Annotated in this window: 22 protein-coding genes and 1 pseudogene; 10 read left to right on the top strand and 13 right to left on the bottom strand. The window is 62.1% G+C overall.

Translation table 11 applies throughout. From position 1 onward, the window contains the following. Positions 1-64: 64 nt before the first annotated feature. Together PFU01S_RS04610 and PFU01S_RS04605 are read left to right on the top strand one after the other, a co-directional pair. Positions 65-481: a Spy/CpxP family protein refolding chaperone gene (locus PFU01S_RS04610; protein WP_027915898.1), complete on the top strand. Its 417-nt coding sequence runs from the start codon at positions 65-67 to the stop codon at positions 479-481. 75 nt (positions 482-556) lie between these two features. After that, a complete protein-coding gene (locus PFU01S_RS04605) occupies positions 557-1891 on the top strand; it encodes a sensor histidine kinase (RefSeq protein ID WP_028688033.1) in 1335 nt (444 codons plus the stop codon). A gap of 61 nt (positions 1892-1952) precedes the next feature. Here the strand turns inward: PFU01S_RS04605 and PFU01S_RS04600 are convergent, their stop codons facing one another. Next, positions 1953-2513, bottom strand: coding sequence for a nitroreductase family protein (locus PFU01S_RS04600; RefSeq protein ID WP_027915896.1), 561 nt, complete (start codon positions 2511-2513; stop codon positions 1953-1955). Positions 2514-2680: 167 nt separating this feature from the next. On the opposite strand from PFU01S_RS04600, the gene PFU01S_RS04595 reads away from it, so the two are divergent. Further along, positions 2681-4135: a TrkH family potassium uptake protein gene (locus tag PFU01S_RS04595; RefSeq protein WP_027915895.1), complete on the top strand. Its 1455-nt coding sequence runs from the start codon at positions 2681-2683 to the stop codon at positions 4133-4135. On the opposite strand, the gene PFU01S_RS04590 is transcribed toward PFU01S_RS04595, so the two are convergent. Next, positions 4092-5153, bottom strand: a complete 1062-nt coding sequence (locus PFU01S_RS04590; protein WP_027915894.1) for an AraC family transcriptional regulator — start codon at positions 5151-5153, stop codon at positions 4092-4094. The two genes, PFU01S_RS04595 and PFU01S_RS04590, sit on opposite strands and share 44 nt — an antisense overlap. Before the next feature lie 153 nt (positions 5154-5306). On the opposite strand from PFU01S_RS04590, the gene PFU01S_RS04585 reads away from it, so the two are divergent. Next, positions 5307-5618 (top strand): Mpo1-like protein, encoded by a 312-nt coding sequence (locus PFU01S_RS04585; protein WP_028688034.1) that lies wholly within the window; start codon positions 5307-5309, stop codon positions 5616-5618. 45 nt (positions 5619-5663) lie between these two features. Here the strand turns inward: PFU01S_RS04585 and PFU01S_RS04580 are convergent, their stop codons facing one another. The 3 genes from PFU01S_RS04580 to recQ form a co-directional block, all read right to left on the bottom strand. Beyond that, the gene (locus PFU01S_RS04580; RefSeq protein ID WP_027915892.1) at positions 5664-5945 is read right to left on the bottom strand and encodes an Rdx family protein; all 282 of its coding nucleotides are present in this window, start codon (positions 5943-5945) and stop codon (positions 5664-5666) included. A 24-nt stretch (positions 5946-5969) separates the two neighbouring features. Continuing rightward, complete coding sequence (locus tag PFU01S_RS04575; RefSeq protein ID WP_023533772.1) at positions 5970-6407, bottom strand: MarR family transcriptional regulator; 438 nt, start codon at positions 6405-6407, stop codon at positions 5970-5972. A gap of 148 nt (positions 6408-6555) precedes the next feature. Continuing rightward, positions 6556-8703: a DNA helicase RecQ gene (gene recQ, locus PFU01S_RS04570; protein ID WP_027915891.1), complete on the bottom strand. Its 2148-nt coding sequence runs from the start codon at positions 8701-8703 to the stop codon at positions 6556-6558. A 241-nt stretch (positions 8704-8944) separates the two neighbouring features. Here recQ and PFU01S_RS04565 point away from each other — a divergent pair, with 241 nt between their 5' ends. The 3 genes from PFU01S_RS04565 to PFU01S_RS04555 all read left to right on the top strand — a co-directional run bounded on the left by PFU01S_RS04565 (position 8945) and on the right by PFU01S_RS04555 (position 11573). Then, complete coding sequence (locus PFU01S_RS04565; RefSeq protein ID WP_027915890.1) at positions 8945-9532, top strand: UPF0149 family protein; 588 nt, start codon at positions 8945-8947, stop codon at positions 9530-9532. Positions 9533-9538: 6 nt separating this feature from the next. Beyond that, complete coding sequence (locus PFU01S_RS04560) at positions 9539-9904, top strand: YbaN family protein (RefSeq protein ID WP_028688035.1); 366 nt, start codon at positions 9539-9541, stop codon at positions 9902-9904. A gap of 310 nt (positions 9905-10214) precedes the next feature. Beyond that, positions 10215-11573 (top strand): TolC family outer membrane protein, encoded by a 1359-nt coding sequence (locus PFU01S_RS04555; protein WP_023533803.1) that lies wholly within the window; start codon positions 10215-10217, stop codon positions 11571-11573. Between the two features lie 17 nt (positions 11574-11590). Here PFU01S_RS04555 and PFU01S_RS04550 read toward each other — a convergent pair whose 3' ends face one another. From PFU01S_RS04550 to PFU01S_RS04535, 5 genes are all read right to left on the bottom strand, one after another. After that, positions 11591-12202 carry a tRNA-uridine aminocarboxypropyltransferase gene (locus tag PFU01S_RS04550; RefSeq protein ID WP_027915887.1) on the bottom strand — a complete coding sequence of 204 codons (612 nt, stop codon included), beginning with the start codon at positions 12200-12202 and terminating at the stop codon, positions 11591-11593. 90 nt (positions 12203-12292) lie between these two features. Beyond that, complete coding sequence (locus tag PFU01S_RS04545; RefSeq protein WP_028688036.1) at positions 12293-13858, bottom strand: methyl-accepting chemotaxis protein; 1566 nt, start codon at positions 13856-13858, stop codon at positions 12293-12295. Between the two features lie 347 nt (positions 13859-14205). Beyond that, the gene (locus PFU01S_RS22800) at positions 14206-14334 is read right to left on the bottom strand and encodes a PA1414 family protein (RefSeq protein ID WP_023533827.1); all 129 of its coding nucleotides are present in this window, start codon (positions 14332-14334) and stop codon (positions 14206-14208) included. Between the two features lie 186 nt (positions 14335-14520). Further along, on the bottom strand, positions 14521-15447 hold the full coding sequence (locus tag PFU01S_RS04540; protein ID WP_028688037.1) for a DMT family transporter: 927 nt from the start codon (positions 15445-15447) through the stop codon (positions 14521-14523). Positions 15448-15542: 95 nt separating this feature from the next. Next, positions 15543-15950: a hypothetical protein gene (locus tag PFU01S_RS04535; protein WP_028688038.1), complete on the bottom strand. Its 408-nt coding sequence runs from the start codon at positions 15948-15950 to the stop codon at positions 15543-15545. A 200-nt stretch (positions 15951-16150) separates the two neighbouring features. Between PFU01S_RS04535 and PFU01S_RS04530 the strand changes: the two genes are divergently transcribed. After that, positions 16151-16423, top strand: a complete 273-nt coding sequence (locus tag PFU01S_RS04530; RefSeq protein WP_027915883.1) for a hypothetical protein — start codon at positions 16151-16153, stop codon at positions 16421-16423. 57 nt (positions 16424-16480) lie between these two features. Here the strand turns inward: PFU01S_RS04530 and PFU01S_RS04525 are convergent, their stop codons facing one another. Further along, positions 16481-17803, bottom strand: coding sequence for a DEAD/DEAH box helicase (locus PFU01S_RS04525; RefSeq protein ID WP_033695144.1), 1323 nt, complete (start codon positions 17801-17803; stop codon positions 16481-16483). A gap of 140 nt (positions 17804-17943) precedes the next feature. Here PFU01S_RS04525 and PFU01S_RS04520 point away from each other — a divergent pair, with 140 nt between their 5' ends. After that, complete coding sequence (locus tag PFU01S_RS04520) at positions 17944-19251, top strand: mechanosensitive ion channel family protein (protein WP_028688039.1); 1308 nt, start codon at positions 17944-17946, stop codon at positions 19249-19251. Between the two features lie 102 nt (positions 19252-19353). Further along, positions 19354-20361, top strand: a pseudogene (locus tag PFU01S_RS04515) (DUF2314 domain-containing protein). 129 nt (positions 20362-20490) lie between these two features. Here PFU01S_RS04515 and PFU01S_RS04510 read toward each other — a convergent pair. Together PFU01S_RS04510 and PFU01S_RS04505 are read right to left on the bottom strand one after the other, a co-directional pair. After that, positions 20491-21426: an AEC family transporter gene (locus tag PFU01S_RS04510; RefSeq protein ID WP_027915878.1), complete on the bottom strand. Its 936-nt coding sequence runs from the start codon at positions 21424-21426 to the stop codon at positions 20491-20493. 1 nt (position 21427) lies between these two features. Continuing rightward, complete coding sequence (locus PFU01S_RS04505; protein ID WP_027915877.1) at positions 21428-22303, bottom strand: carboxylate/amino acid/amine transporter; 876 nt, start codon at positions 22301-22303, stop codon at positions 21428-21430. Positions 22304-22366 lie beyond the last annotated feature (63 nt).

The raw sequence follows: 22366 nt of genomic DNA, 5'->3' as shown, positions 1-22366 counted from the left end.
TTGACGATCATCTCCCTAGACTGTGCTCATCCGGTGATCGCCGGCCCATGACAGGAGAGACACCATGCGCAAGACCCTTACCGCCCTGCTGTTCGCCGCCGCACTGCCTACCGTTGCCATGGCCATGCCCGACGGCGGCCCGCGCCATGATGGCCCGCATCATCGCGGCGGCCCGGCCTTCCACGAACTGGACCTGAGCCGCGAACAGCGCGACCAGATCGGCAAGCTGATGGGCGATCAGATGAAACAGCGCCACGACATCACCGAGCGTTACCTTGGCAAGCTGCCGGCGGCCGATCAGAAAGCCATGAAAGAAGAGATGCAGGCCAGCCGCGACAAGACCGACGCTGCGGTACGCAACCTGCTCAAGCCAGACCAGCAGAAGAAGTTCGACGAACTGCAAAAGGAACGCGCCGCCAAGAAAGCGGAGTGGCAGGAGTTCCAGGCCTGGAAAGCTGAAAAAGCCGGCAAGTCCCAGTAAGCTCCACTGTCAGCGCCCGCTGTGCGCCAGGTTCGCCTGGTGCACGGCGGGCTTTCATCGTTTGGGGAGGTCTACGTGCGTTCACTGTTCTGGCGCATCCTGGCCAGCTTCTGGCTCGCCATCGCTCTGGTAGCTGGGCTGTCGATATTGCTGGCGCACACACTCAACCAGGACGCCTGGATTCTAAGCCGTCACCCGGGGCTGAACACGTTGGCCAGCCAATGGGCCAGGCACTACGAACAGGAAGGCCCGGACGCAGCGCAGCATTTTCTCGAAAGGCGCAAGGCGCGCTACAAGATCGACGTGCAAGTACTGGACGACAGCGGCGACGCTGTGGTGCCAGGCACCTTTCCCCGGCGCGCGGCTGCACTCGAAGCCAGGCAGCACAACGATGAGCGGCGCCTGCCGTGGCGCCGCCTGACCGAGGAATACACCAGCCCCGAGAGCAAGGCGTCCTACCTGCTGATCTACCGCATCCCTCACCCTGCCCTCGATGCCTGGCACCGCGAGAGCCTGCTCTGGCCGCTGAGCGCACTGGGCATCGCCCTGGTGGTGCTGACCCTGTTCAGCCTGTTCGTCACACTGTCCATTACCCGCCCCCTGAGCCGCTTGCGTGGCGCGGTGCACGACCTGGGGCAGAGTACCTACCAGCAGAACAGCCTGGCGCAACTGGCCGGCAGGCGCGACGAATTCGGCGTCCTGGCCAAGGATTTCAACAAGATGGGTGCTCGCTTGCAGAGCACCATCGCCAGCCAGCGCCAGTTGCTGCGCGATGTGTCCCACGAGCTGCGCTCTCCGCTGGCTCGTCTGCGCATCGCCCTGGCCCTGGCCGAACGTGCCGAGCCGCAGCAACGCCAGGCCTTGTGGCCGCGCCTGACCCGCGAATGCGACCGGCTGGAAGACCTGATCAGTGAGATTTTGACCCTGGCGCGCGTGGATGCCGACCAGGCCCATGCCGAAACGGTCGATCTCAACGCGCTACTGGGCAGCGTGCGCAAGGACGCGCAACTGACGGCACCCGAGCATGACGTGCGCCTCGAAGCGCAGCCCGGGTTGACCTTGCAAGGTTGGCCGACCCTGATCGAGCGTGCGGTGGACAACCTGCTGCGCAATGCACTGCGCTTTACCCCCGCGGGTCAACCCGTGGAGCTGAGCGCCTGGCGCGAGGACGACGTGCTCAGGGTCTGCGTACGTGACCGAGGCCCCGGCGTGGCAGCTGAGCACCTGGCCCAGCTGGGCGAGCCGTTTTTCCGGGCGCCGGGGCAAAAAGCCCCTGGACACGGCCTTGGGCTGGCGATTGCACGCAAGGCGGCAGAGCGCCACGGCGGCCGACTGATATTGGCCAACCATCCACAAGGCGGTTTTGTCGCAACCCTGAAGCTGCCGGTGGCAGAAGCACCTGGCAGCTAGCGCCACCACGCAGGTCTGCGCCAAGGCCAGCGGCTTGGGTCAAACGCGGCGGGCTGGGCGGTCAGTCGCCCCAGGCGCTGACGAAGTCGGCAGTGGCGAGCACAGGCGCCGTGCGAGGCTCGGTCATGGGCGTACCCACATACAGGAAGCCAAGCAGCTCCTCGTTTTCTGCCAAGCCCAGGCCTTCATGAACATGGGCATCGAAGGCCAGGTCTCCGGTACGCCATACGGCACCCACGCCCTGGGCGTGCGCGGCAATCAGTATGCCGTGGGCGGCGCACCCTGCTGCCAGTTGCTGCTCGAGCACTGGGACCTTGGGGTGCTGCTTGTGCAAATGGGCAATGACCACGATCAGCAAGGGCGCGCGTAGCGGCATGGCGCGGGCCTTGCTCAATGCCGCCTCACTGGCATCACCGCGCTTCTGAACCGCGCTGGCGAACAGTTCACCCAACCGCTCGCGTGCTTGGCCTTCGATGGTCAGAAAGCGCCACGGGCGTAGCTGACCGTGGTCCGGGGCCCGCAGCGCAGCCTGAAACAAGGCCTCACGCTGGGCATCGTTGGGCGCAGGGTCGGTCAGGCGCGGGACCGAAACCCGGTTGAGCAATGCGTCGAGAGCCTCCATCGGCTACCCTCCTGGAACATGAATGTGCGGCCATTCTCAAGGGCCCGGCCCCAGGCTGCAAGCCCGACCTCGTCGGAGACCTGCAGCATGAAGATGCAGCTTGGCCTTGAGCCTTTGCGCCCCACAGGTAGAATGGCGCCCTTCCGTTTCGAGCCCGAGCAGAACACATGGCGTTGCCGACCTTAAGGATCATTGGTTTCATCATCGGCATCTTCCTCATCACCCTCGCCGTGGGCATGGCTGTCCCCATGGCTACCTTGGTGATTTTCGAACGCACCAGCGACCTGCCGTCCTTTCTCTGGTCGAGCCTGATCACCTTCGTGGCGGGCCTGCTGCTGGTAGTGCCCGGCAGGCCGGAGCACGTGCATTTGCGTCCGCGTGACATGTACCTGCTGACGGTGTGTTCCTGGGTGGTGGTGTGCGTATTCGCTGCCCTGCCCTTTCTGCTTACGCAGCACATCAGCTACACCGATGCGTTTTTCGAAAGCATGTCGGGCATCACCGCCACTGGCGCTACCGTACTCAGCGGCCTGGACAGCATGTCGCCCGGCATCCTGATGTGGCGCTCGATGCTGCACTGGCTGGGCGGCATCGGCTTCATCGCCATGGCGGTGGCCATTCTTCCCCTGTTGCGCATCGGCGGCATGAGGCTGTTCCAGACCGAATCCTCGGACCGCTCCGAGAAGGTGATGCCGCGCTCGCACATGGTCGCCAAGTCCATCGTCGGGGTCTATGTCGGGTTTTCCATTTTCGGTGCCCTGGCGTTCTGGTGGGCCGGCATGAGCCCGTTCGATGCGATCAACCACGCCATGTCGGCGATCTCCACCGGCGGTTTTTCAACGTCCGACCAGTCCCTGGCCAAATGGGACATGCCCGCCGTGCACTGGGTGGCCGTGGTGGTGATGATCCTCGGCAGCCTGCCGTTCACCTTGTACGTGGCCACGTTGCGCGGCAACCGCGGGGCCCTGATACGTGATCAACAGGTGCAAGGCTTGCTGGGCATGCTGGTCGCGACCTGGGTGATACTGGGCACCTGGTACTGGTACACCACCAACCTGCACTGGCTCGATGCCTTGCGTCACGTCGCACTGAACGTGACCTCGGTCGTGACCACCACAGGGTTTGCGTTGGGTGACTACAGCCTGTGGGGCAATTTTTCGTTGATGCTGTTCTTCTACCTGGGATTCGTGGGCGGGTGCTCCGGCTCGACGGCCGGCGGCATCAAGATATTCCGGTTCCAGGTGGCCTACATCCTGCTCAAGGCTAACCTCAACCAGTTGATACACCCCCGGGCGGTGATCAAGCAGAAGTACAACGGGCATCGCCTCGACGAAGAAATCGTACGCTCCATCCTCACGTTTTCCTTCTTCTTCGCCATCACCATCTGCGTGATGGCATTGCTGCTGTCATTGCTGGGGGTCGACTGGATGACCGCCCTGACCGGCGCGGCCGGGACGGTGTCCGGTGTGGGCCCCGGCCTTGGCGAAGTGATCGGGCCGTCCGGCAACTACGCCAAACTGCCCGACGCTGCGAAGTGGATCCTGGCCGGCGGCATGCTGCTGGGCCGGCTGGAAATCATCACCGTGCTGGTGTTGTGCATGCCGGCTTTCTGGCGTCACTGACGGCGTCGAGATCGGTGCCCAGGCGTGCCCGGTACTCGCTGGGCGTGACGCCAAACCAACGGCGAAAGGCCCGATAGAAGTTGCTAGGGTCGGCGAAGCCAAGCAGGTAGGCAGTTTCCAGCAAGGTCATGGTGGGCTGGGCCAGGTACTGTTCGGCCAATTCGCGCCGGGTATCGTCAAGTAACGCCTGGAAGCTGGTGCCCTCGTCTTGCAGCCGGCGCTGCAAGGTGCGCTGGGACAGGTGCAGTGCCTGTGCCAGGGTTTCACGCTTGGGCTCGCCCTGGGGCAGGATGCGGCACAGCACCTGACGCACCCGATGGGTCACCCGGCTCTCCGAGAAACGTGCCAGGTACTCACCGGCGAACCGATCGTGCAACACGGCCATGGCTTCGTTGGCCGTGGGCAGGGGTGCCTCCATGTCAGCCCGCTCGAACACCAGAGCATCGTGGGGGGCATTGAAGATCAACGGGGAATGAAAGGCTACCTTGTAGGGTTCCAGGTGCTTGGGCGGTGGCCCCTGTATCAGTACCCGCCGCGGCTGCACTGGCCGGCCGCTAAGCCATTTGCACAAGGACAGCGCACAGGCCAGCGACGCCTCGGCACTGTGCCGGGTGGGCGGCAAGTGGTCGCCGTGCACGGTCAGGATCAGCGAATAGCCTTCAGGGGTGAGGATGAAGCTCAAGTCAGAACTTTCGGCAATGATGCGCTGATAGCGCACCAGCCGTGCGAAGCCTTCGGCCAGGGTACGGCTGGACATCAGCGCGTAGCCCACCACATGAAAGGATGCAGGCCTGACCACGCGCGCCATGTTCAGGCCTATTGCTTCATTGCCCGACAGCTCCACCGCCAGTTGCCAGAGCCGGGTCATGGCGTCCTGCGGGAAGCGCGCATCCGGATCATCGAGAGCAGCGAAGTCCAGCCCCAGCTGCTTGAACATGGCCTGGCAATCGAGCCCTTCGAGCTCCAGCGCCTTGACGATCCCAGATGCCCAGCTGGCGGAGGTGGTTCTTTCGCTCATGGCACGCTTCTTATGCTGACCGCTCCTGCGGTGAACCCCAAGGATACTCAATTGGCGCCTATTGTCACTGGTACGCCTCGTCAGTGACTCTAGACTCGAATCAGGCTCCACGCCGTGTCTATCATTCGCCAGTCAACCTTCCGGAGCAGTGTCATGGACCGCACAGCGCAATTCCGAACCTTCGCCGAGTTCTATCCCTACTACCTCAGTGAGCACAGCAACCCCACGTGCCGCCGTCTGCACTTCGTGGGCACCAGCCTGGTCATTGCCCTGCTGGCCTATGCCATTGGTAGCGGCAAGTGGATGCTGCTGCTCGCCGTGCCCGTGGTCGGCTACGGCCTGGCCTGGGTAGGTCATTTCTTTTTCGAGAAGAATCGGCCAGCGACCTTTACCTATCCCTTCTACAGCCTGCTGGGGGATTTTGCGATGTTCAGGGACGTGCTACTGGGCAAGGTGCGCCTCTGACGCCAAAGGGCCAGACTGCCCGCGGTATCGACACGGCCAGGGCGGTCAGCGATCGTTGTGACCCAGGTCGCGCTGTGGATCGATCTGATCGCGTATGCGCTGCTTGAGCACCTTCGCTTCGGGGAAGCCGCCATCGGCCTTGCGCTCCCACACCTGCACGCCATCGCACGTGATGCGAAAGACGCCGCCGCTGGCGGGCTGCAAGGCCACCTGCCCCAGGTCCTGGCCAAACGTACTGAGTAGCTCTTGGGCCAGCCAGCCGGCACGCAACAGCCACTGGCACTGGGTGCAATAGGTGATGATGATTTCAGGCTTTGGCTCGGTCATGTGATACCCCTCGCAATCGATGGATCAGGGCTTTTCGAGGTTGCCCAGAATCTTGGCATGGACCCGCATGCAGACCTCAAGGTCTGCTTCGTCGACACCTGTGAAAAGCTCGATGCGTAGCTGATTGGCGATGGTCTCGATCTGCTCGATCAGGGGCTTGGCCGGGGGGCACAGCACAATCTTCTTGGCCCGCCGGTCTTCGACAACGGCCTGGCGGCGCACCAGCCCCTGCCCTTCGAGGCTGTCGAGCAACCGCGCCAGGGTCGGGCCCTCGACGCCGACGCTCTGGGCCAGTTCGCGCTGGGTGGGCGCCTCCTCGAACCGCGCCAGGTGCAGCAGCACCAGCCACCGCGCCTGCGACAGATTGAGGCCGGCCAGGCGGCGATCAAGCTCGGCACGCCAACCACGGGACATCTGGGCAAGCTGCATGCCGAAGCGGTGTTGATTGTCGGTCAGGGGCATAAAGCGACTCGTTGAACAGTTCTAATTGTTAGGCAGCTAATCATGCGCGGCGCGACGAGGCAAGCCGTCCGGTCGCGCTGCTGCAGGGGAAACATGCGCTGGCATGACACGGATCAGCAAACCGCTTGGGGCAAGGCAGCGTGCATCGTTACAGCTCGAACTCTGCCGCCAAGGCGGCGCGCACGCAGTGCAAGACGCCGTCTGGCACACGTGATCCGAACAACGGCGCAATGGTGGAAACGGGTGGCAATTCGCCTTCGCCGTCGAGGAAGGCATCCTGGATCTCCGACAGAAGATCTTCCGGCAGGTCCAGCGCCTGTTCGAGGTTAAGCTCCTGACGCCCCAACGCCTCGGCCAGCAGGCTGTAGACATTCTTTTCCGTGCAGTCGAGCTGGCCGGCGATCTGCGCCGGCGTCATGCCGGCGCGGGCCAGGCTGACCAACTCATGACGCAAGTCCAGTACCACCTTCGGCGCCTCAGGGGTACCGCCACTGCCATTGAGCACTTCCAGGAAAGCCTGCCCGTAGCGTTCCAGCTTGCGGGCGCCAACACCGCTGACCTGCGCCATGTCGCTCAGGGTCACCGGCTGGCTGCGCAGCATCTCGAGCAAGGTGGAGTCCGGGAAGATGACGTAAGGCGGGACGCGGTGCTCTTCGGCAAGCTTGCGGCGCAAGGTGCGCAGCGCTTCCCACAATTCGCGTTCTTCTGCGCGCACCAACTGGCTGGCCGGGCTGCCGCCGCCAGAAGACGATGCCTTGGCCACGGTCTGCGGCTTCAGGTCACGGCGCAGTTGCAACGTGACCTCGCCCCGCAACAGCGGCCGGCAGCTGTCCGATAGGCGCAGGCCGCCGTAGCCTTCCAGGTCGATATCCACCAGGCCACGGGCCACCAGCTGGCGGAACAGGGAGCGCCAATCGGCCTCGGCCAGCGCCTTGCCGACGCCGAACACCGACAGCTTGTCATGACCGAAATTGGTCACTTTCTCGGTCTGCTTGCCCAGCAGCACGTCCACCAAATGCCCCACGCCATAACGCTGGCCAGTACGAAATACCGCTGACAACGCCTGACGGGCAGGCTCAGTTGCATCCCACGTCTGCACATTGTCGACACAGTTGTCGCAGTGCCCACAGGGCTGTTCCAGCGTCTCATCGAAGTACGCCAGCAAGGTCTGGCGTCGGCAACGTGTTTCCTCGCACAAGGCAAGCATCGCGTCGAGTTTGTGCTGCTCGATGCGCTTGTGGCGCTCGTCACCTTCGGAGTTCTGCAGCATTTGCTTGAGCATGACCATGTCCTGCAAGCCGTACGCCATCCAGGCGTCCGAAGGCAGGCCGTCACGACCGGCGCGACCGGTTTCCTGGTAGTAGGCTTCCAGCGACTTTGGCAGGTCCAAGTGCGCGACGAAACGCACGTTGGGCTTGTCGATGCCCATGCCAAAGGCGATGGTCGCGACCATGATCAGCCCTTCTTCGTTGAGGAACCGATGCTGGTTGGCCGAGCGCGTTTCAGCCGGCAGACCGGCGTGGTATGGCAGCGCCGGGAAGCCTTGGTCGCAGAGGAAGGCAGCGGTTTCGTCGACTTTCTTGCGCGACAGGCAATAGACGATACCTGCGTTTCCACGGCGTTCGCCGAGAAATGCCATGAGCTGCTTGCGGGGCGCTTCCTTGGGGACGATGCGGTAGAAGATGTTCGGCCGGTCGAAGCTCGACAGGAAGCGCTCGGCCCCCTGCAGGTGCAGACGCTGGACGATTTCTTCCCGGGTACGCATGTCCGCTGTGGCGGTGAGCGCGATGCGGGGTACATGGGGGAACAGCTCGGCCAGTTGGCCCAGTTGCAAGTATTCGGGGCGAAAATCGTGGCCCCACTGGGATACGCAGTGGGCTTCGTCGATGGCGAACAGCGAAATGTCCAGGTCGCGCAGAAAATCGAGCATGCGCGGTTGCACCAGGCGCTCTGGCGCCAGGTAGAGCATCTTCACCTCGCCGCGGCGCAGGCGCCCGGCCAGCTCACGTTGCTGCTCGGCGTTGAGCGTGGAGTTCAGCGCAGCGGCCGACACCCCCAGTTCATCGAGCGTGGCGACCTGATCGTCCATCAGTGCGATCAACGGCGACACCACCACGGTCAAGCCTGGGCGCAGCAACCCCGGCACCTGGAAACACAGCGACTTGCCGCCACCTGTGGGCATCAGCACCAGGGCATCGCCACCATTGGCTACGCATTCGATGATCGCTGCCTGGCGCCCTCGGAAGCTGTCGTAACCGAAGATGTCCTTGAGAACGCGCTGAGCCTGTTCGAGCATGTGCAACTCCAAAAACGCCGTACCACCCCGCTACAGGCTGGACGAAAAACCCGCGCCGCACACGCCGAATGCGTAAGCGGTTTTTGCCAAGGGCCCGACAACGGTGGGCCTTTGGCTGGAAACCGCCAAGTATACCGCACCCACCCCCTGCACTGGCACCGTTGCGATGGGCGTGTCTTTGCCCCGCTGACGCTGCAAGGTGCTAGAATTCGGTATCGTTTATTCCCAAGGTAGCCCCGTAATGTCCTTCGCCGAGCAACTGACCCGCCTGCAAGCCTTCCTCGACGCCGATGAGCTGCACGAAGAAGCGCTGGACTATGTCGCCGCCCACGGCTACCTCACTGCCTTGTCGATTAACGCCGAGGAGGTGCCCGAGCGCGAATGGATCGACGCCTTGTTCGCCGAAGAACCGCACTACGCCAGCGAGGCCCAGCGCGTGGAGATCGAAGCCACCCTGGTTGCCCTCAAAGGCCATATCGCGCGCCAGTTGGCCAGCGATGACGAGTTCGAACTGCCGTGCGACCTGGATCTGGGCGATGACCCAGACGACTCCGACCTGCGCGGCTGGTGCATCGGCTTCATGGAAGGGGTTTTCCTGCGTGAGGAAGCCTGGTTCGAGAACGCCGAGGAAGAAGTGAGCGAGATGCTGCTACCGATCATGGTCGGTTCTGGCCTGTTCGACGAGCAGCCTGAATTTGCCGACATCGCCAGTAATGCCAGCCTCCAGGACGACATGATCGTGCAGATTCCCGAGGCCCTGACCGCGCTGTTCCTGCTGCTGCATGCTCCGGAAGAGAAACCGGCACTGCTCAAGCCCCGTCACCACTAAGCCGGCATGCGCTACCTGTTGCTGGCCATCGGCTGGCTGAGCGTGGCGCTGGGCGTGGTCGGCATCTTCCTGCCGGTACTGCCGACCACGCCGTTTCTCCTGCTGGCAGCGGCGTGTTTTGCCCGCAGCTCGCCGCGCTTTCACAACTGGTTGGTCAACCACCCTCGCCTGGGGCCCTGGATCAGGGGCTATCTCGGGGGCGAGGGGATGCCGCTCAAAGCCAAGGCTTATGCCCTAGGCCTGATGTGGTTGAGTATCGCCGTTTCCTGCTACCTGGTTGCGTTTCCTTGGGCACGGCTGTTCATGCTGGCCAGTGCGGTGGGCGTCACTGTCTACATTCTTCGACAAAAAACCTATACACCGCGTAAGTGACAATAATTTGTCGCCAAATATCAATTTGACCTTCCGTGCTGGTTTTTTATCTAAATCCGTTCTGGAACTGCCTGTAGCCCACGTCCAGCGCCATCTGGACGGCGCCGAGTGGCGCCTGATTCAGCAACAACCCTACTAATCGTTAGACAATTAATGTCGAACATGGCACGTTGATATGAATAAATCTTCTTACTCATTCCAGTGAATGTACTTAGCTGTGGGCTAAAAAACCTGCAACACTATACGGCATCAAAATATAGTCATTTTTTTGGCGATCTGCAGGAAAAACCAGGATCAGGGAGAGGTACCCATGCGTCTTTTGAACCCCATCACCAGCGCGTTGCTGTTGGCTCTGGCAAGTGCCCACGTGCAGGCGATGTCGATCACCGAAGCTGTCCAAAGCGCCGTGGATTACCACCCCCAGGTCAGCTCGAACCGCAACAGCAAGTTGTCTGCTGATGAAGATGTGAAGTTCGCCCGTGGGGGCTACTACCCGTCCGTCGACTTGGTGGCGGGCTACGGCCGTCAGCGCTCTGACAACGCCAATACGCGCGCAGAAGGTCGTCATAACAAAGAAACCCTCAACTACTCCCAGGCCGACCTGCGCCTGCGGCAGATGATCTTCGATGGGTTCAACACCTCCAGCGAAGTGGGCCGCACCCAAGCGGTCTCCACTTCCCGTGCGTACTACACCCAGGCGGTGGCTCAAGACGTTGCCTTGCGCGCCATCGAGGTCTACCTGGAAGTGCTCAAGCGCCGCGAACTGGTGAGCCTTGCCAAGAACAACCTGCAAGCCCACCTGCGAGTGAACGACCAGATCGGCCTGCGCAACGAACGGGGCGTAGGCAGCACGGCTGACCTGGACCAGTCCCGTGCCCGTCGCGCCCTGGCGGAAAACAACCTGGATACCGCAGAGGTCGACCTGGCCGATGCCGAGGCCAACTTCTTCAGCGTCGTAGGCCGTGTGCCGGATGAGCTGGAAGACCCGCAAGCGGTTGCCGTGCAGATGCCTGCAACGCTGGAAGAAGCACGCGAAGGCATGCGCCAGAACAACCCCTACATCAAGTCGGCCCAGGCAGACGTTAACGCTGCCGAAGAGCAGTACAAGGTTGCCAAGTCGACCTTCTACCCGCGCTTTGATGCCATTCTGGCCACCGGTGCCAACAACAACACCGGCGGTGAAAAAGGCCACAGCAACAACGACTGGCAGGCAGGCGTAGAGATGAACTACAACCTGTTCCGCGGTGGCAGCGACAAGGCACGCCTGAACTCCGATGCGCACAAGATCAACCAGGCTATGGACATTCGCAACAATGCACTGCGCGAGCTGACCGAAAACCTGAGCCTGGCCTGGAACGCCTTGAACAACGCCAGCAAGCAGTTGCCTACCGCGCGCGAATACGCCGACACCACCAAACGGGTACGTGCTGCCTACCAGGACCAGTTTGGCCTTGGCCAGCGCACCCTGCTTGACGTGCTCGACAGTGAGAACGAATTGTACAACGCCGACCGTCGTTACACCGAGGTACGTTACACCGAGGCCTATTCCCGCTACCGGGTACTGGCCACCATGGGCGAGCTGTTGAGCAAGCAGCGCATCTCGCTGCCGCCTGACGCCTATGCTGCCACCGAGGTGCGCACCGAAGCCCATCTGCCCGAGATGCGCTGATTGCACCGGGGCGCCGTTCAGGGCGCCCCTGTGTCCTTGCGATGATTACGCTGGTAGGTGCCTGCCCCCATGGCTTGGATCTGCCCTTCGATCAGGCCTTCGAACGGCGCCAGCACGGCGTCGAAGCTGACCGGTTGCTCGAGCACGTTCAAGGCCTGCACCACCGCCTCGATGGTCGATAGCGCGCCTGCCTCCGGGGCCTTGCGCAGTCGGTAGCGTGACGGCGTCACATTCCCTAGGGTTACTTTCGGCAGAGCCGCCAGCAGCGGGTTGAGGTACATCAACTTGCGCGCCTTGCGCCAGGTGCCGTCCGGCACGACCAGCAACAACGGCATGCCGTCGGTCTGCGTGTAAGGCCCGAGCGCTTGTGAGTCCGCGCCCGGGAACAACACCACTGGCCGATAACCTGGCATTGCCAGCCATTGATCCAGGTCCTTGAATACCTCACCTACGTGCAACTGGGCATTGACCAGGCCAAGCGCTGCCAGGCGAGCCGTGTTCAGCGCATGAGACGCCTCGCTTGGGTGCTGCAGCAGCAACACGCGGGTCCTGCTGCTGATCGCAGGTATCAAGGCGCAGAGGCAATGGTCGAGGGGGCGCAGGCAGCGCTCGCAGCGGGGTCTGGACATGGGATCTCCTTGGCCGCGCAGTGTGCCACACAATCGCAGATCAACTGGCACGCCTTCACGCCAAAGCGCGCCCAACGCAGGCATTGGCGATCAGCGATTGAAGCGCTCGGCCAAGCCATAGAGGTAGTCGGCCATGCGTTCGAGGTCCTGGCTGATTTGCGCGCCTTGCCGTGCCTGCCCGGCGCTTTGATCGCACAACTGGGCAATGCGCGTGATCTGCTGGTTGATGTCCTCGGCCACATGGCTTTGCTGTTCGGAAGCGGCAGCCATCTGCTGGCTCATGCCTGTGATCCTGCTGACCGCCTGGGCGATGCCGACCAGCGCGTTCTGCACGGCCTCGACGCTTTGCCTGCTGTCGCGCGCGATGCGTTCACCGTGGCCGGCGGAACTCACCGCCCGCTCGGCACCGGCGCGCAGGGTGGCGATGATCTGGTGAATTTCCTCGGTCGAGGTGCGGGTACGCTGGGCCAGCGAACGGACCTCGTCGGCCACCACGGCAAACCCCCGCCCTTGCTCTCCCGCACGGGCTGCTTCGATAGCAGCGTTGAGTGCCAGCAGGTTGGTCTGCTCGGCAATGGCAGTGATCACATCGACCACGCTGCCGATGGACTGGGTCTGCTGAGCGAGCGCATTGACGGCCTGGCCAATGTCACTGACCGCCTCGCTCATGCTGTCCATGGCGTGCAGGCTCTGCTGGGCCAGCTCGCTGCCGCGCTGAGCGAGCTGATCGGCGTCACCGGCAGCATGGGCCGTGTTCTGAACGTTCTGCGTGACCTGCTGGATGGTGGCTGCCATCTCGGCGATGGCAGTGGCCGATTGATCCGTTTCACTGCGCTGACGGTCAAGCATCGCGGCCTGGGTGTCTGATAATTTCGAGGATTGTGACGCCCGGTCCTTGACCCCCACGCCTGCATCCTCAAGCCGGGTCAGGGCCGTTTGCAGGCGTGCTTCTTCACTCAGGATGGCCAGGTCCATTTGCCCATGCAGCCCGGGGCTGGCGCTATAGGTCAGCGCCACCAGCGGGCTGGTGAAAGCCTTGGGGTGTGCGGCCAGGGTGCGCTGGATGGCTTGGCTGTGCTGGCGTTCGATGACGTACCAGGCCAGCAGCAGACTGGTCATCAGTACCGCCAGCGCAGCGTAGGCCGGCAGGCTGGCATAGGCGAACGCCGATATCACCCCGGCGGCGGCAAGCGGCCAGCCAGTCCCCAGGCGCTGACGCACACGTGCCACCCAAGGCAACGCGGCGCGGTCACTGCGCAGGCGTGCGTACAGGCGCTCGGCACGTGCGATCTGCGCGCGGCTGGGCACTGAACGCACTGACTCGTAACCACTGACGCGGCCTTGTTCGTAGATGGGCGTGACATAGGCACTGACCCAGTAATAGTCACCGTTCTTTGCCCGGTTTTTGACGATTCCCATCCAGGGCTTGCCCTGCTTGATGGTGTCCCACATATGGCCAAACACCGCGGCGGGCATATCCGGGTGACGTACCAAATTGTGGGGCTGACCCACCAACTCGTCATAGGTGAAGCCACTGATGGCCACGAACGCTTCGTTGCAGTAGGTGATTCGGCTATCCAGATCGGTGGTCGAGATCAGGCGCTGATCGCCGGGGAAGGTTCTTTCGTGCTCGGTGACGGGCAGGTTCGTGCGCATCTTCGGCGATCCTTGCAGGATGAAAATGTGAGAAAAATAGGCGCAAGGTTGATATGTAGCAGAGCGCTTTCAAATAGGAGGCCGTAGCCGCAGGAAATTATTGCATCCTGACGAAATACATCAACGCAATGTTTAACCCAATGTCGCAGCTGGCTGAAACAGGTCGCAATGAACGGGGATGAGCGCATGAAGCGGGAGGCATGACAGGGGGGTGGAGCGGGGTTGCATCAGGCGGCATTAAGCCGCCTGAACAGACGGAACCTGGCAGCGGACGTGCCGGGAGCAGAAACGCTGATCGGAACAAAAAAGCCGCTCTACCCAAAAAGGGGAGAACGGCCTTCGCTCGCTCAGCGGCGTCGTGGCTGGCGAGGGCGCTGCTTTTCGTCAGTCGGTATGGGAACCGGCTGCAAGGGCGGCGGAATCAAACCCAAGGCAACCCCAAGGTCGTGGAGCCAGTTGTACAGTGCTTTATTCATAATGCCCCCTTTACGGGTAAGCCTAACGGCGAATCAGTTCGGCGCTGCCTTACACAGATCATAGCCGCATGTATCGGCTGACGCCTATATCTGATCTTACAGATGGGGGTGATTGTGACGCCGATCAAGCCGTTTGGGGGATTTCCTGGCACCGCCAATCGTTTCCCTATGTTACTGCTTGCCCCCTCATCCGACCCATTTGCGCAATTGCTGCCGTACCCAGGGCTCGGCACTTACCAGAACCACCCCCAAGAGCACCAGCACAGCGCCAAGCACGAAATTCACGGTCAGCGGCTCGCCCAGGATCAACACCCCGAAGGTGACGCCGAACAGGGGCGTGATGAATGAAAACACAGCCAGGTTCGATGCCAGGTATTTGCGCAACAGCCAGAACCAGGTCAGGTAGCTGATGAACGAGACGATTACGCCCTGAAACAACACGCTCCCAACCGCCAGCGGCGTCATGACCACATCGCCGGCCTGCCCCGTGATCAGCCCAATGAGCAGTAAACCGACGAAACCTACGGCTAGCTGATAGAACAGGGTAAGGGTTGCCGGCGCCTCGGAAAGGCGCGACCCCCTGACCACGACCGTGGTCGCGCCCCACGCCAAGCCGGCCAGTACCCCGAAGGCATCTCCCAGCAAGGTGCGCCCGTCCATGTTGGCCCATGACGTCCCACCCGCAAAGGCCAGTGCAATGCCCACGAACGCCAGCAGTATACCCAGCCACTGCAACAACCTCAGCCGTTCGCTGGGCAGCATGAAATGCAGGCCAAGGGCGGTGAAGATTGGCGCTGTGTACAGGAACACTGACATGTGCGCGGCCGTGGTCAGCTTGAGCCCTTCGGCAATGAACAGAAACTCAAGCCCGAACAACCCACCCGCCAGTACACCCGCGCGCCAGGTCACCCCCATCTGCTTCCAGTCGCCGCGCCAAAGCACCATCAACCCGACCAGCACCGCAGCGATGCAATTGCGCAGGGTTGCCTGCATCACCGGGGCAATGTCCACGGCGGCCGTTTTTATCAGCACCTGCTGGCTGCCCCAGATCAGGCAGAGCACCACCATGACCTGGAACGCGAAGGCATCGGGGTTTTTGCGGGCCACGCTCATCGGCGGACCTCGAGACGGTACAAAGGCATGCGCAGTGATTCACCTGAAGAGAGGGACAGGAGATTATCGATTCACGCATGCCTCACTGGCCAGCCTTAAATGGCACCACCGGCAATCTGCGCCTTGGACGAGACGTGCTCGAAGGTGCTTTCATCCAACGCATCTTCCTGATCGTCCAGCACTTGCCGCGGGTGTTCAAAGCCTGGAATGCTGCTGTCGATCAGGCTCATCAGGCGCGATCCTCGCTCGGTCAGTACGAAGTTCTCGCCGTTACCACCCTCCTCTTCCGGGCGGCTTTGAATATAGCCTCGCTCCAGAAGCAGCTTCTCATAGTCGCAGGCCTGGGTTTTGAGGCGATCCAGGTCACCGACCGGCTCACCCTTGGCCGCCAGGTCAGCGGCATGCGCTTCGGCATAAGGGCGGGGCGTGAAGTTTTGCCCGCTACCGTTTTGTACTTCATGCAACAAGCGTTCGATCAGGTCCCAGTTATAGACAGTACGCATGCGATTACCTCCTGGTGTGCGTCGAGGATGTACACAGGCTTGGGACCTTCCGAATCTTCGCACGTTCCACGCAAATGGCCTGAAGGTCGCGTGCATTAGCTGCAAGAAACCACGCCAGCTTCTGCCCATTCATCCAAGGCTGTGAACCAATCGGTTTGCTGCACCTCAACCGTCCATCAACAACGCCGGAGGGCTAAAGGATGAAACCACTGCTGCGTATCACTTGCCTGGTTACCTTGTGCAGCGCGTTGCCCGCCTGGGCATGCACGCCGGAAGAAGCGACGCAAAAGCGCGAGGAACTGGCTGGGCTGGTGGCTCAACTGACCGAACAGAACCCGGCGAAGGCCAAGGAAATCAACGAGGAACTGCAAGGCATGCAGCTGGGAACCGCCAGCAAGGACTTGCCGGACAAGTGTCAGTTGATCGACACGCGTATCAAGGAATTGAAAGCGGCCGAGAAAAAGGCAGGGTGATACAGGGACGTTAGGCCAGAGCAGCGCTGAGCGCTGCCCTGGCCCAGGCCCCTGGTATTACTCGGCTGAGGGCTTGCGCTTCTTCAACGGTGCGAGCCCATCAGAGCTGGTCAACGGTGCGTTGGCCTTGGGCTTGGCCGTAGGCTTGCGCTTGGCAGTGGCCTTCTTGTCACCACCTTTCTTGTCCGTCTTCTTCTTTTTGGTACTGGCAGCCTTGCCAGACGCCTTGACCTTCTTGGGCCCGCTATAGGTGCCCTTGACTTCCTTGATGACCCGGCGCTCGAACTGCTGCTTGAGGTAGCGCTCGATGCTGGACATCAGGTTCCAGTCGTTATGGGTGATCAGCGAGATCGCCAGGCCTTCGCCGCCGGCGCGCCCGGTACGGCCCACCCGGTGCACGTATTCATCGCCGCTGCGTGGCATGTCGAAGTTGATGACCAGGTCCAGCCCATCGATGTCCAGGCCCCGCGCGGCCACGTCGGTGGCGACCAACACCTTGGAGCTGCCCTGCTTGAAGCGCTCGATGGCCAGCTTGCGGTCTTTCTGGTCCTTCTCGCCATGCAGCACGAACGCCTTGACGTCCTTGGCGACCAGGTGACCGTAGATACGGTCGGCCATGGCGCGGGTATTGGAGAAGATGATCGCCTTGTCGAAGGTTTCGTTGGCCAGCAGCCATTGCACGATCTGCTCTTTGTGCTGGTCATGGTCGGCGGTGATGATCTGTTGGCGAGTGCCCTCGGCCAATTGTGACACGCTGTTGAGCATCAGGTGCTCAGGGTCCTTCAGGACCTTGCCGATCATGTCGCGCAAGGCCGCGCCGCCGGTAGTGGCCGAGAACAGCAGGGTCTGCTCGCGGTTTTCGCATTCCTTGCACAGGCGCTCCATGTCTTCGGCGAAGCCCATGTCGAGCATGCGGTCGGCCTCGTCCAGGATCAGCACCTGGACGTGGGACAGGTCGAGGTTGCCGGCGTTGAGCTGCTCAAGCAAACGGCCCGGTGTGCCGATCAGCACGTCCGGCACCTTGCGCAGCATGGCGGCCTGTTCCTTGAAGTCTTCGCCCCCGGTCACCAGGCCCGACTTGATGTAGGTGAACTGCGAGAACAGCTGCACCTGCTTGAGGGTCTGCTGTGCCAGCTCACGGGTAGGCAGCAGGATCAGCGCGCGAATCTCCACACGACGCTCGCGCAGATCGACCAGACGATTGAGCAGCGGCAGAACGAACGCTGCCGTCTTGCCACTGCCGGTCTGCGCGGTGACACGCAGGTCCCGCCCTTGCAGCGCCAGGGGAATGGCGGCGGCCTGCACCGGGGTAGGCTCGACGAATTTAAGCTCGGCCACGGCTTTGAGCAGGCGTTCGTGCAAGGCGAATTGGGAGAACACGGAGGTAACCTCAGGCAAGTACGGAAATCAGCTGCATAGGGTAACGTTTTCTAGCGATTTAGCCGAATTTCTTTTGGCATGGGCCTGCCCATCCGCGTTCTAATAACGCTTCGTTTGGCAACAAGACTGTAAGCAAGCCCATGGACATCCAACGCTTCTGGCGCGACTCCCTCGACCTGTGGGGCACACTCGACCAACACCCCATGCTGCACGCCGCCATCGGCCTGGCCGTATTGCTGGTGATATCGCTGATTCTAGGGCGCCTGGCGCGCTTTCTGGTGCTGCACGGCGCCCGCCTGCTGGCACGCCAGCCAGCCCTGAAATGGCTCGACGACTTGCGTCACAACAAGGTCTTCCACCGCCTAGCGCAGACCACACCGTCGCTGGTGCTGCAGTTCGGGCTCAAGCTGGTGCCGGAGCTGTCCGACACCGCCCAGCACTTTCTGGGCAACCTGGCGTTGGCCTTCACGCTGCTGTTCATGACCATGGCCCTGTCGTGCCTGCTCGATGCCCTGCTCGACATCTATGCCCGCACCGAGCACGCCCGCACTCGCTCCATCAAGGGCTATGTGCAACTGGCCAAGATGATGCTGTGGATCTTCGCGGCCATCGTCATCGTCGCTACCCTGATCGACCGTTCGCCGTTGCTGCTGCTGTCTGGCCTGGGCGCGATGTCGGCCGTGCTGCTGTTGGTGTACAAGGACACGCTCTTGTCGTTCGTGGCCAGCGTGCAGCTGACCAGCAACGACATGTTGCACGTCGGCGACTGGATCGAAATGCCGCAGGTCGGCGCCGATGGCGATGTGGTGGACATTACCCTGCACACGGTCAAGGTACAGAACTTCGACAAGACCATCGTTTCCATCCCCACCTGGCGCCTGATGAGCGAATCGTTCCGCAACTACCGTGGCATGCAGCAATCAGGCGGCCGGCGCATCAAGCGCAGCCTGTTCATCGATGCCGCCGGGGTCCGTTTTCTGACCCGAGAAGAGGAACAGCGCCTGGGCCAGGTGCGCCTGCTGGGTGACTACCTGGCCGGCAAGCGTCAGGAGCTGCAAAGCTGGAACGAAGCCTTGGGGCCGGTGGCGGAACTCTCGGCCAACCGCCGCAAGCTGACCAACATCGGCACCTTCCGCGCCTTCGCTCTGGCCTACCTGAGAAACCATCCCAACGTGCACGCGAACATGACCTGCATGGTCCGCCAGATGCAGACCACGGCAGAAGGCGTGCCGCTGGAAATCTACTGCTTCACCACCACCACGGTGTGGGCCGAGTACGAGCGCATCCAAGGGGACATCTTCGATTACCTGTTGGCGGTGCTGCCGGAGTTCGGGTTGAGCTTGTATCAGCAGCCCAGTGGCAATGACATGCGCGTAGGCCTGGCCGGGCACAATGCGCCCGTGCAGGAGCCGATGCCGCGGCATCTGGAGGAAATGAGCGAGGCTTAAGCCAGGCGGCTGTGTTCAAGGCTCGCCAGCCTCTCGAACCAGCTCCCTGCTCTTCGGTCAGATGACCTTGATACTCTTCGTCATCAACGCGCACTCACACGGATGTACCCCATGACCGAGCAAATCATCTACCCGGCCGACGACAACAGCCCTGCCCTTCAAGCCGCCATCGCCAATGCACAGGCCACGTTCAAGTTCTTCTGGCGCGAGCTCTCCTGGGAGGCGCGCCGGATCATCAAGGGCCTGGAAATGGCCGCCGTGAAGATGGCTTTCCCGGTCCAGGGCAACGACCCGGAACTGCCAACCGTCGAGAACATGTGGCTCAGCGAAGTGGCGCTCGACGGCGTCTCGATCAGCGGCGTACTGCTCAACGAACCGGAATAGGCTACGGGCTTCGATGCAGCGCAGCGTGTGACGCTGCCGTTTTCGGCGCTCACTGACTGGATGTACGTGTCTGCCGGTGAGGTCTATGGAGGCTTCACCATCGATGCAATGCGCAGCGAGATGCCCGCAACCGAACGTGCTGAACACGATGCGGCGTGGGGCCTGGAATTTGGTGAGCCCGGGTTCGTGGCGCTCGTACCGGCACCCAAAGGGCAACCTCAGGTATTGCTCTCGCGGGCCCTGGATACTCCTGCTGACGCCGAAGCGCTCAAGCGGCTGGAAGAGGCTGACCATCCCATGGCCGTGAACATGGTGGCGCAGGTGCACGATGCACTGGTGCAACATCCTGCCATGGTGACCGATCCCGATGAGGGCGGTTGGTTGCTGCTGCACCGCGAAACGCTGGCGGGCAACTACCCGGTGGTGAGCGCTCTGCTTGAGCACGGGGCCGACACCTCGGCGCTCAACCCGCTGGGTCAAACGCCGTTGCAACTGGCCGAGCAGGCAGGCTGGCCGCGACTGGTGCGATTGTTGCGCGGGGAGGAGGTGCCGCTTGCAGCGCCGCACGCCCCTGCCCCGCAGGCGCGACCCGCTGAACCTGACGAGGAGCAGACGCACACCCGGCCCCACGCCCAGGCGCAGCCACAGCAAAACAGCCGGCCGCGCTGGATGATCGTGGCTGGCGTGGTAATCGTGGTGGCCTTGATCTGGCTGCTGGTGCGCTAGCGACCTACCCGGCGGTCAAGCAGCCGTGTCGGTGAGGCGTTCTGGACCAGCGCCTCACCCTCAGTGTTCAGGTCCCGGCCAGCATGTCGCTGAACGCGATCGGAATCTCTGAGCGTTCGAACCGCTCATTCACTGCGCATACCCCAAAAGGTAAAGCAGCGCCGTCAAGGTCAGCAGTGAGACCACCGTTGACCAGAGAATGGTCCTGGAGATCAAGCCCGCATCCCGGTTGTAGTACTCCGCCAGCATGAACGGCCCAGTACCGGTGGGCAGTGCAGCCAGCAGCACGGCCGAGGCGGCCCACATGTCGGGCAGGTGAAACACCTTGTACGCCAGCACCCAGGTCAGCGCCGGCTGGCCGATCAATTTCAACGCCACCAGCGGCCAGGGGCTGGCCTGTGCGCGCGGCTGTTTCTCTGCCAGAAAGGCTCCGAGCGACACCAGTGCACAGGGCGTGGTGGCCAATGCGAGCATGTCGAGCAAGTGCATCACCGGTTCGGCCAGCCCCAGCCCGGTCATGGCCCACGCTGCACCTGCCAGCGGCGCGACGACCAGCGGGTTTTTGGCCAACGCCTTGAGCACCAGACCCACGGCGCGGCCCACTTCGGGCTCATCCTGCAAGCCGATTTCGATCAGCATCAGCGACAGGGCAAATACCAGGCAGACCACAATCAACGATGAAATCAGCGCTGGTTGCAAGCCAGGCTGACCGAACAGCAGCAAGCACAAGGGAATGCCGATGTAGCCGGTGTTGGCGTAGCCGGCACTCAGCCCATCGATGCTCGACGCCACTAATCCATGGCCGCCGCGCAGCCGCCATAGCAGGGTAATCGCAAACATCGCCAGGGCCCCGGCGCCAAATGCGGCGATGAAACCAGGGTGCCAGATTTCAGCCCAGGTGGCCGTGGCGGTGACCTTGAACAGCAAGGCCGGCAGGCACAGCCAGACCACCATCTTGTTGATTTCGGCCGCTGCCTTGTCGCCCAGTTTATGGGTACGGCGGCACAGGTAGCCGACGATGATCAAGGCGAAGATCGGTGCGACAATCACGAAAACGGTGTGCATGTCAGGCTTTGCCGGGCATTGGGGCCTGTGCCCGTGCACTGAAACGACTCAACCATACCGATCCCAGAATGATGGCTCCGCCTGCCAGAAGCCGCCCAAGCGGTTCATGCTGGTTCCAGATCAGCAGGTTGAGCAGCAGCCCCACCGGCACGTGCAGGTTGTTCATCACGGCGAGCGTGCCACCCGATACCAGGCAAGCACCCTTGTTCCACCAGTACAGGCCCAGCGCCGTAGGGCACAGCCCCAGAAACACCAACACGCCCCACTGCACCGACGTGCTGGGCAGGTGTGCGCCGTTGCCGAACAACACAAACGCAGGTAGGACCACCAACAGTGCCCCCAGGTAGAAATAGCCGAACCGCGCATAGTGCGGCAGGTCACTGGGAAAACGGGCAACCAGATGCCGATACAACACTTGGCCCGCGGCATACGTGAAGTTGGCCAGCTGTAGCAACAGGAAGCCCATGAAGAATTCGCCACTGATGCTGTCGAAGCGAATCACCGCCGCGCCGGCTACGGCCACCAGCGCTGCCAGCAGCGCCCATGGGTTGAACCGCCGGTTCATGGCATCTTCGATCAGGGTCACGTGCAACGGCGTAAGAATGGTGAACAGCAATACCTCAGGTACGCTGAGCACGCGAAAGCTCAAGTAAAGGCACACGTAGGTGATGCCGTACTGCAAGGCACCTATCAGCAGCATCGAGCGGACAAAGCGCGGTTCTACCTGCCGCCATCGGGTCAACGGCAGAAAGACCAGGCCCGCCAGCACCACGCGTGCAAGCACGGCAAAATAGCTGTCGACGTGGCCGGCCAGGTACTCGCCTATCAAGCTGAAAGAGAACGCCTGGATAAGCGCAACGATGATCAGATAGCCCATGGTTGTCTCTCGAAAATCAAGGTCGGGACCTTAGCGGGTTGAGGCAAGCGAGTTCAACCACGA

The organism is Pseudomonas fulva NBRC 16637 = DSM 17717 (genome assembly GCF_000730565.1).
In the GTDB taxonomy this organism is placed as follows: domain Bacteria; phylum Pseudomonadota; class Gammaproteobacteria; order Pseudomonadales; family Pseudomonadaceae; genus Aquipseudomonas; species Aquipseudomonas fulva.
The sequence above is the reverse complement of the archived record's forward strand: the minus strand, read 5'-3'. Positions and strand labels throughout refer to the sequence as shown.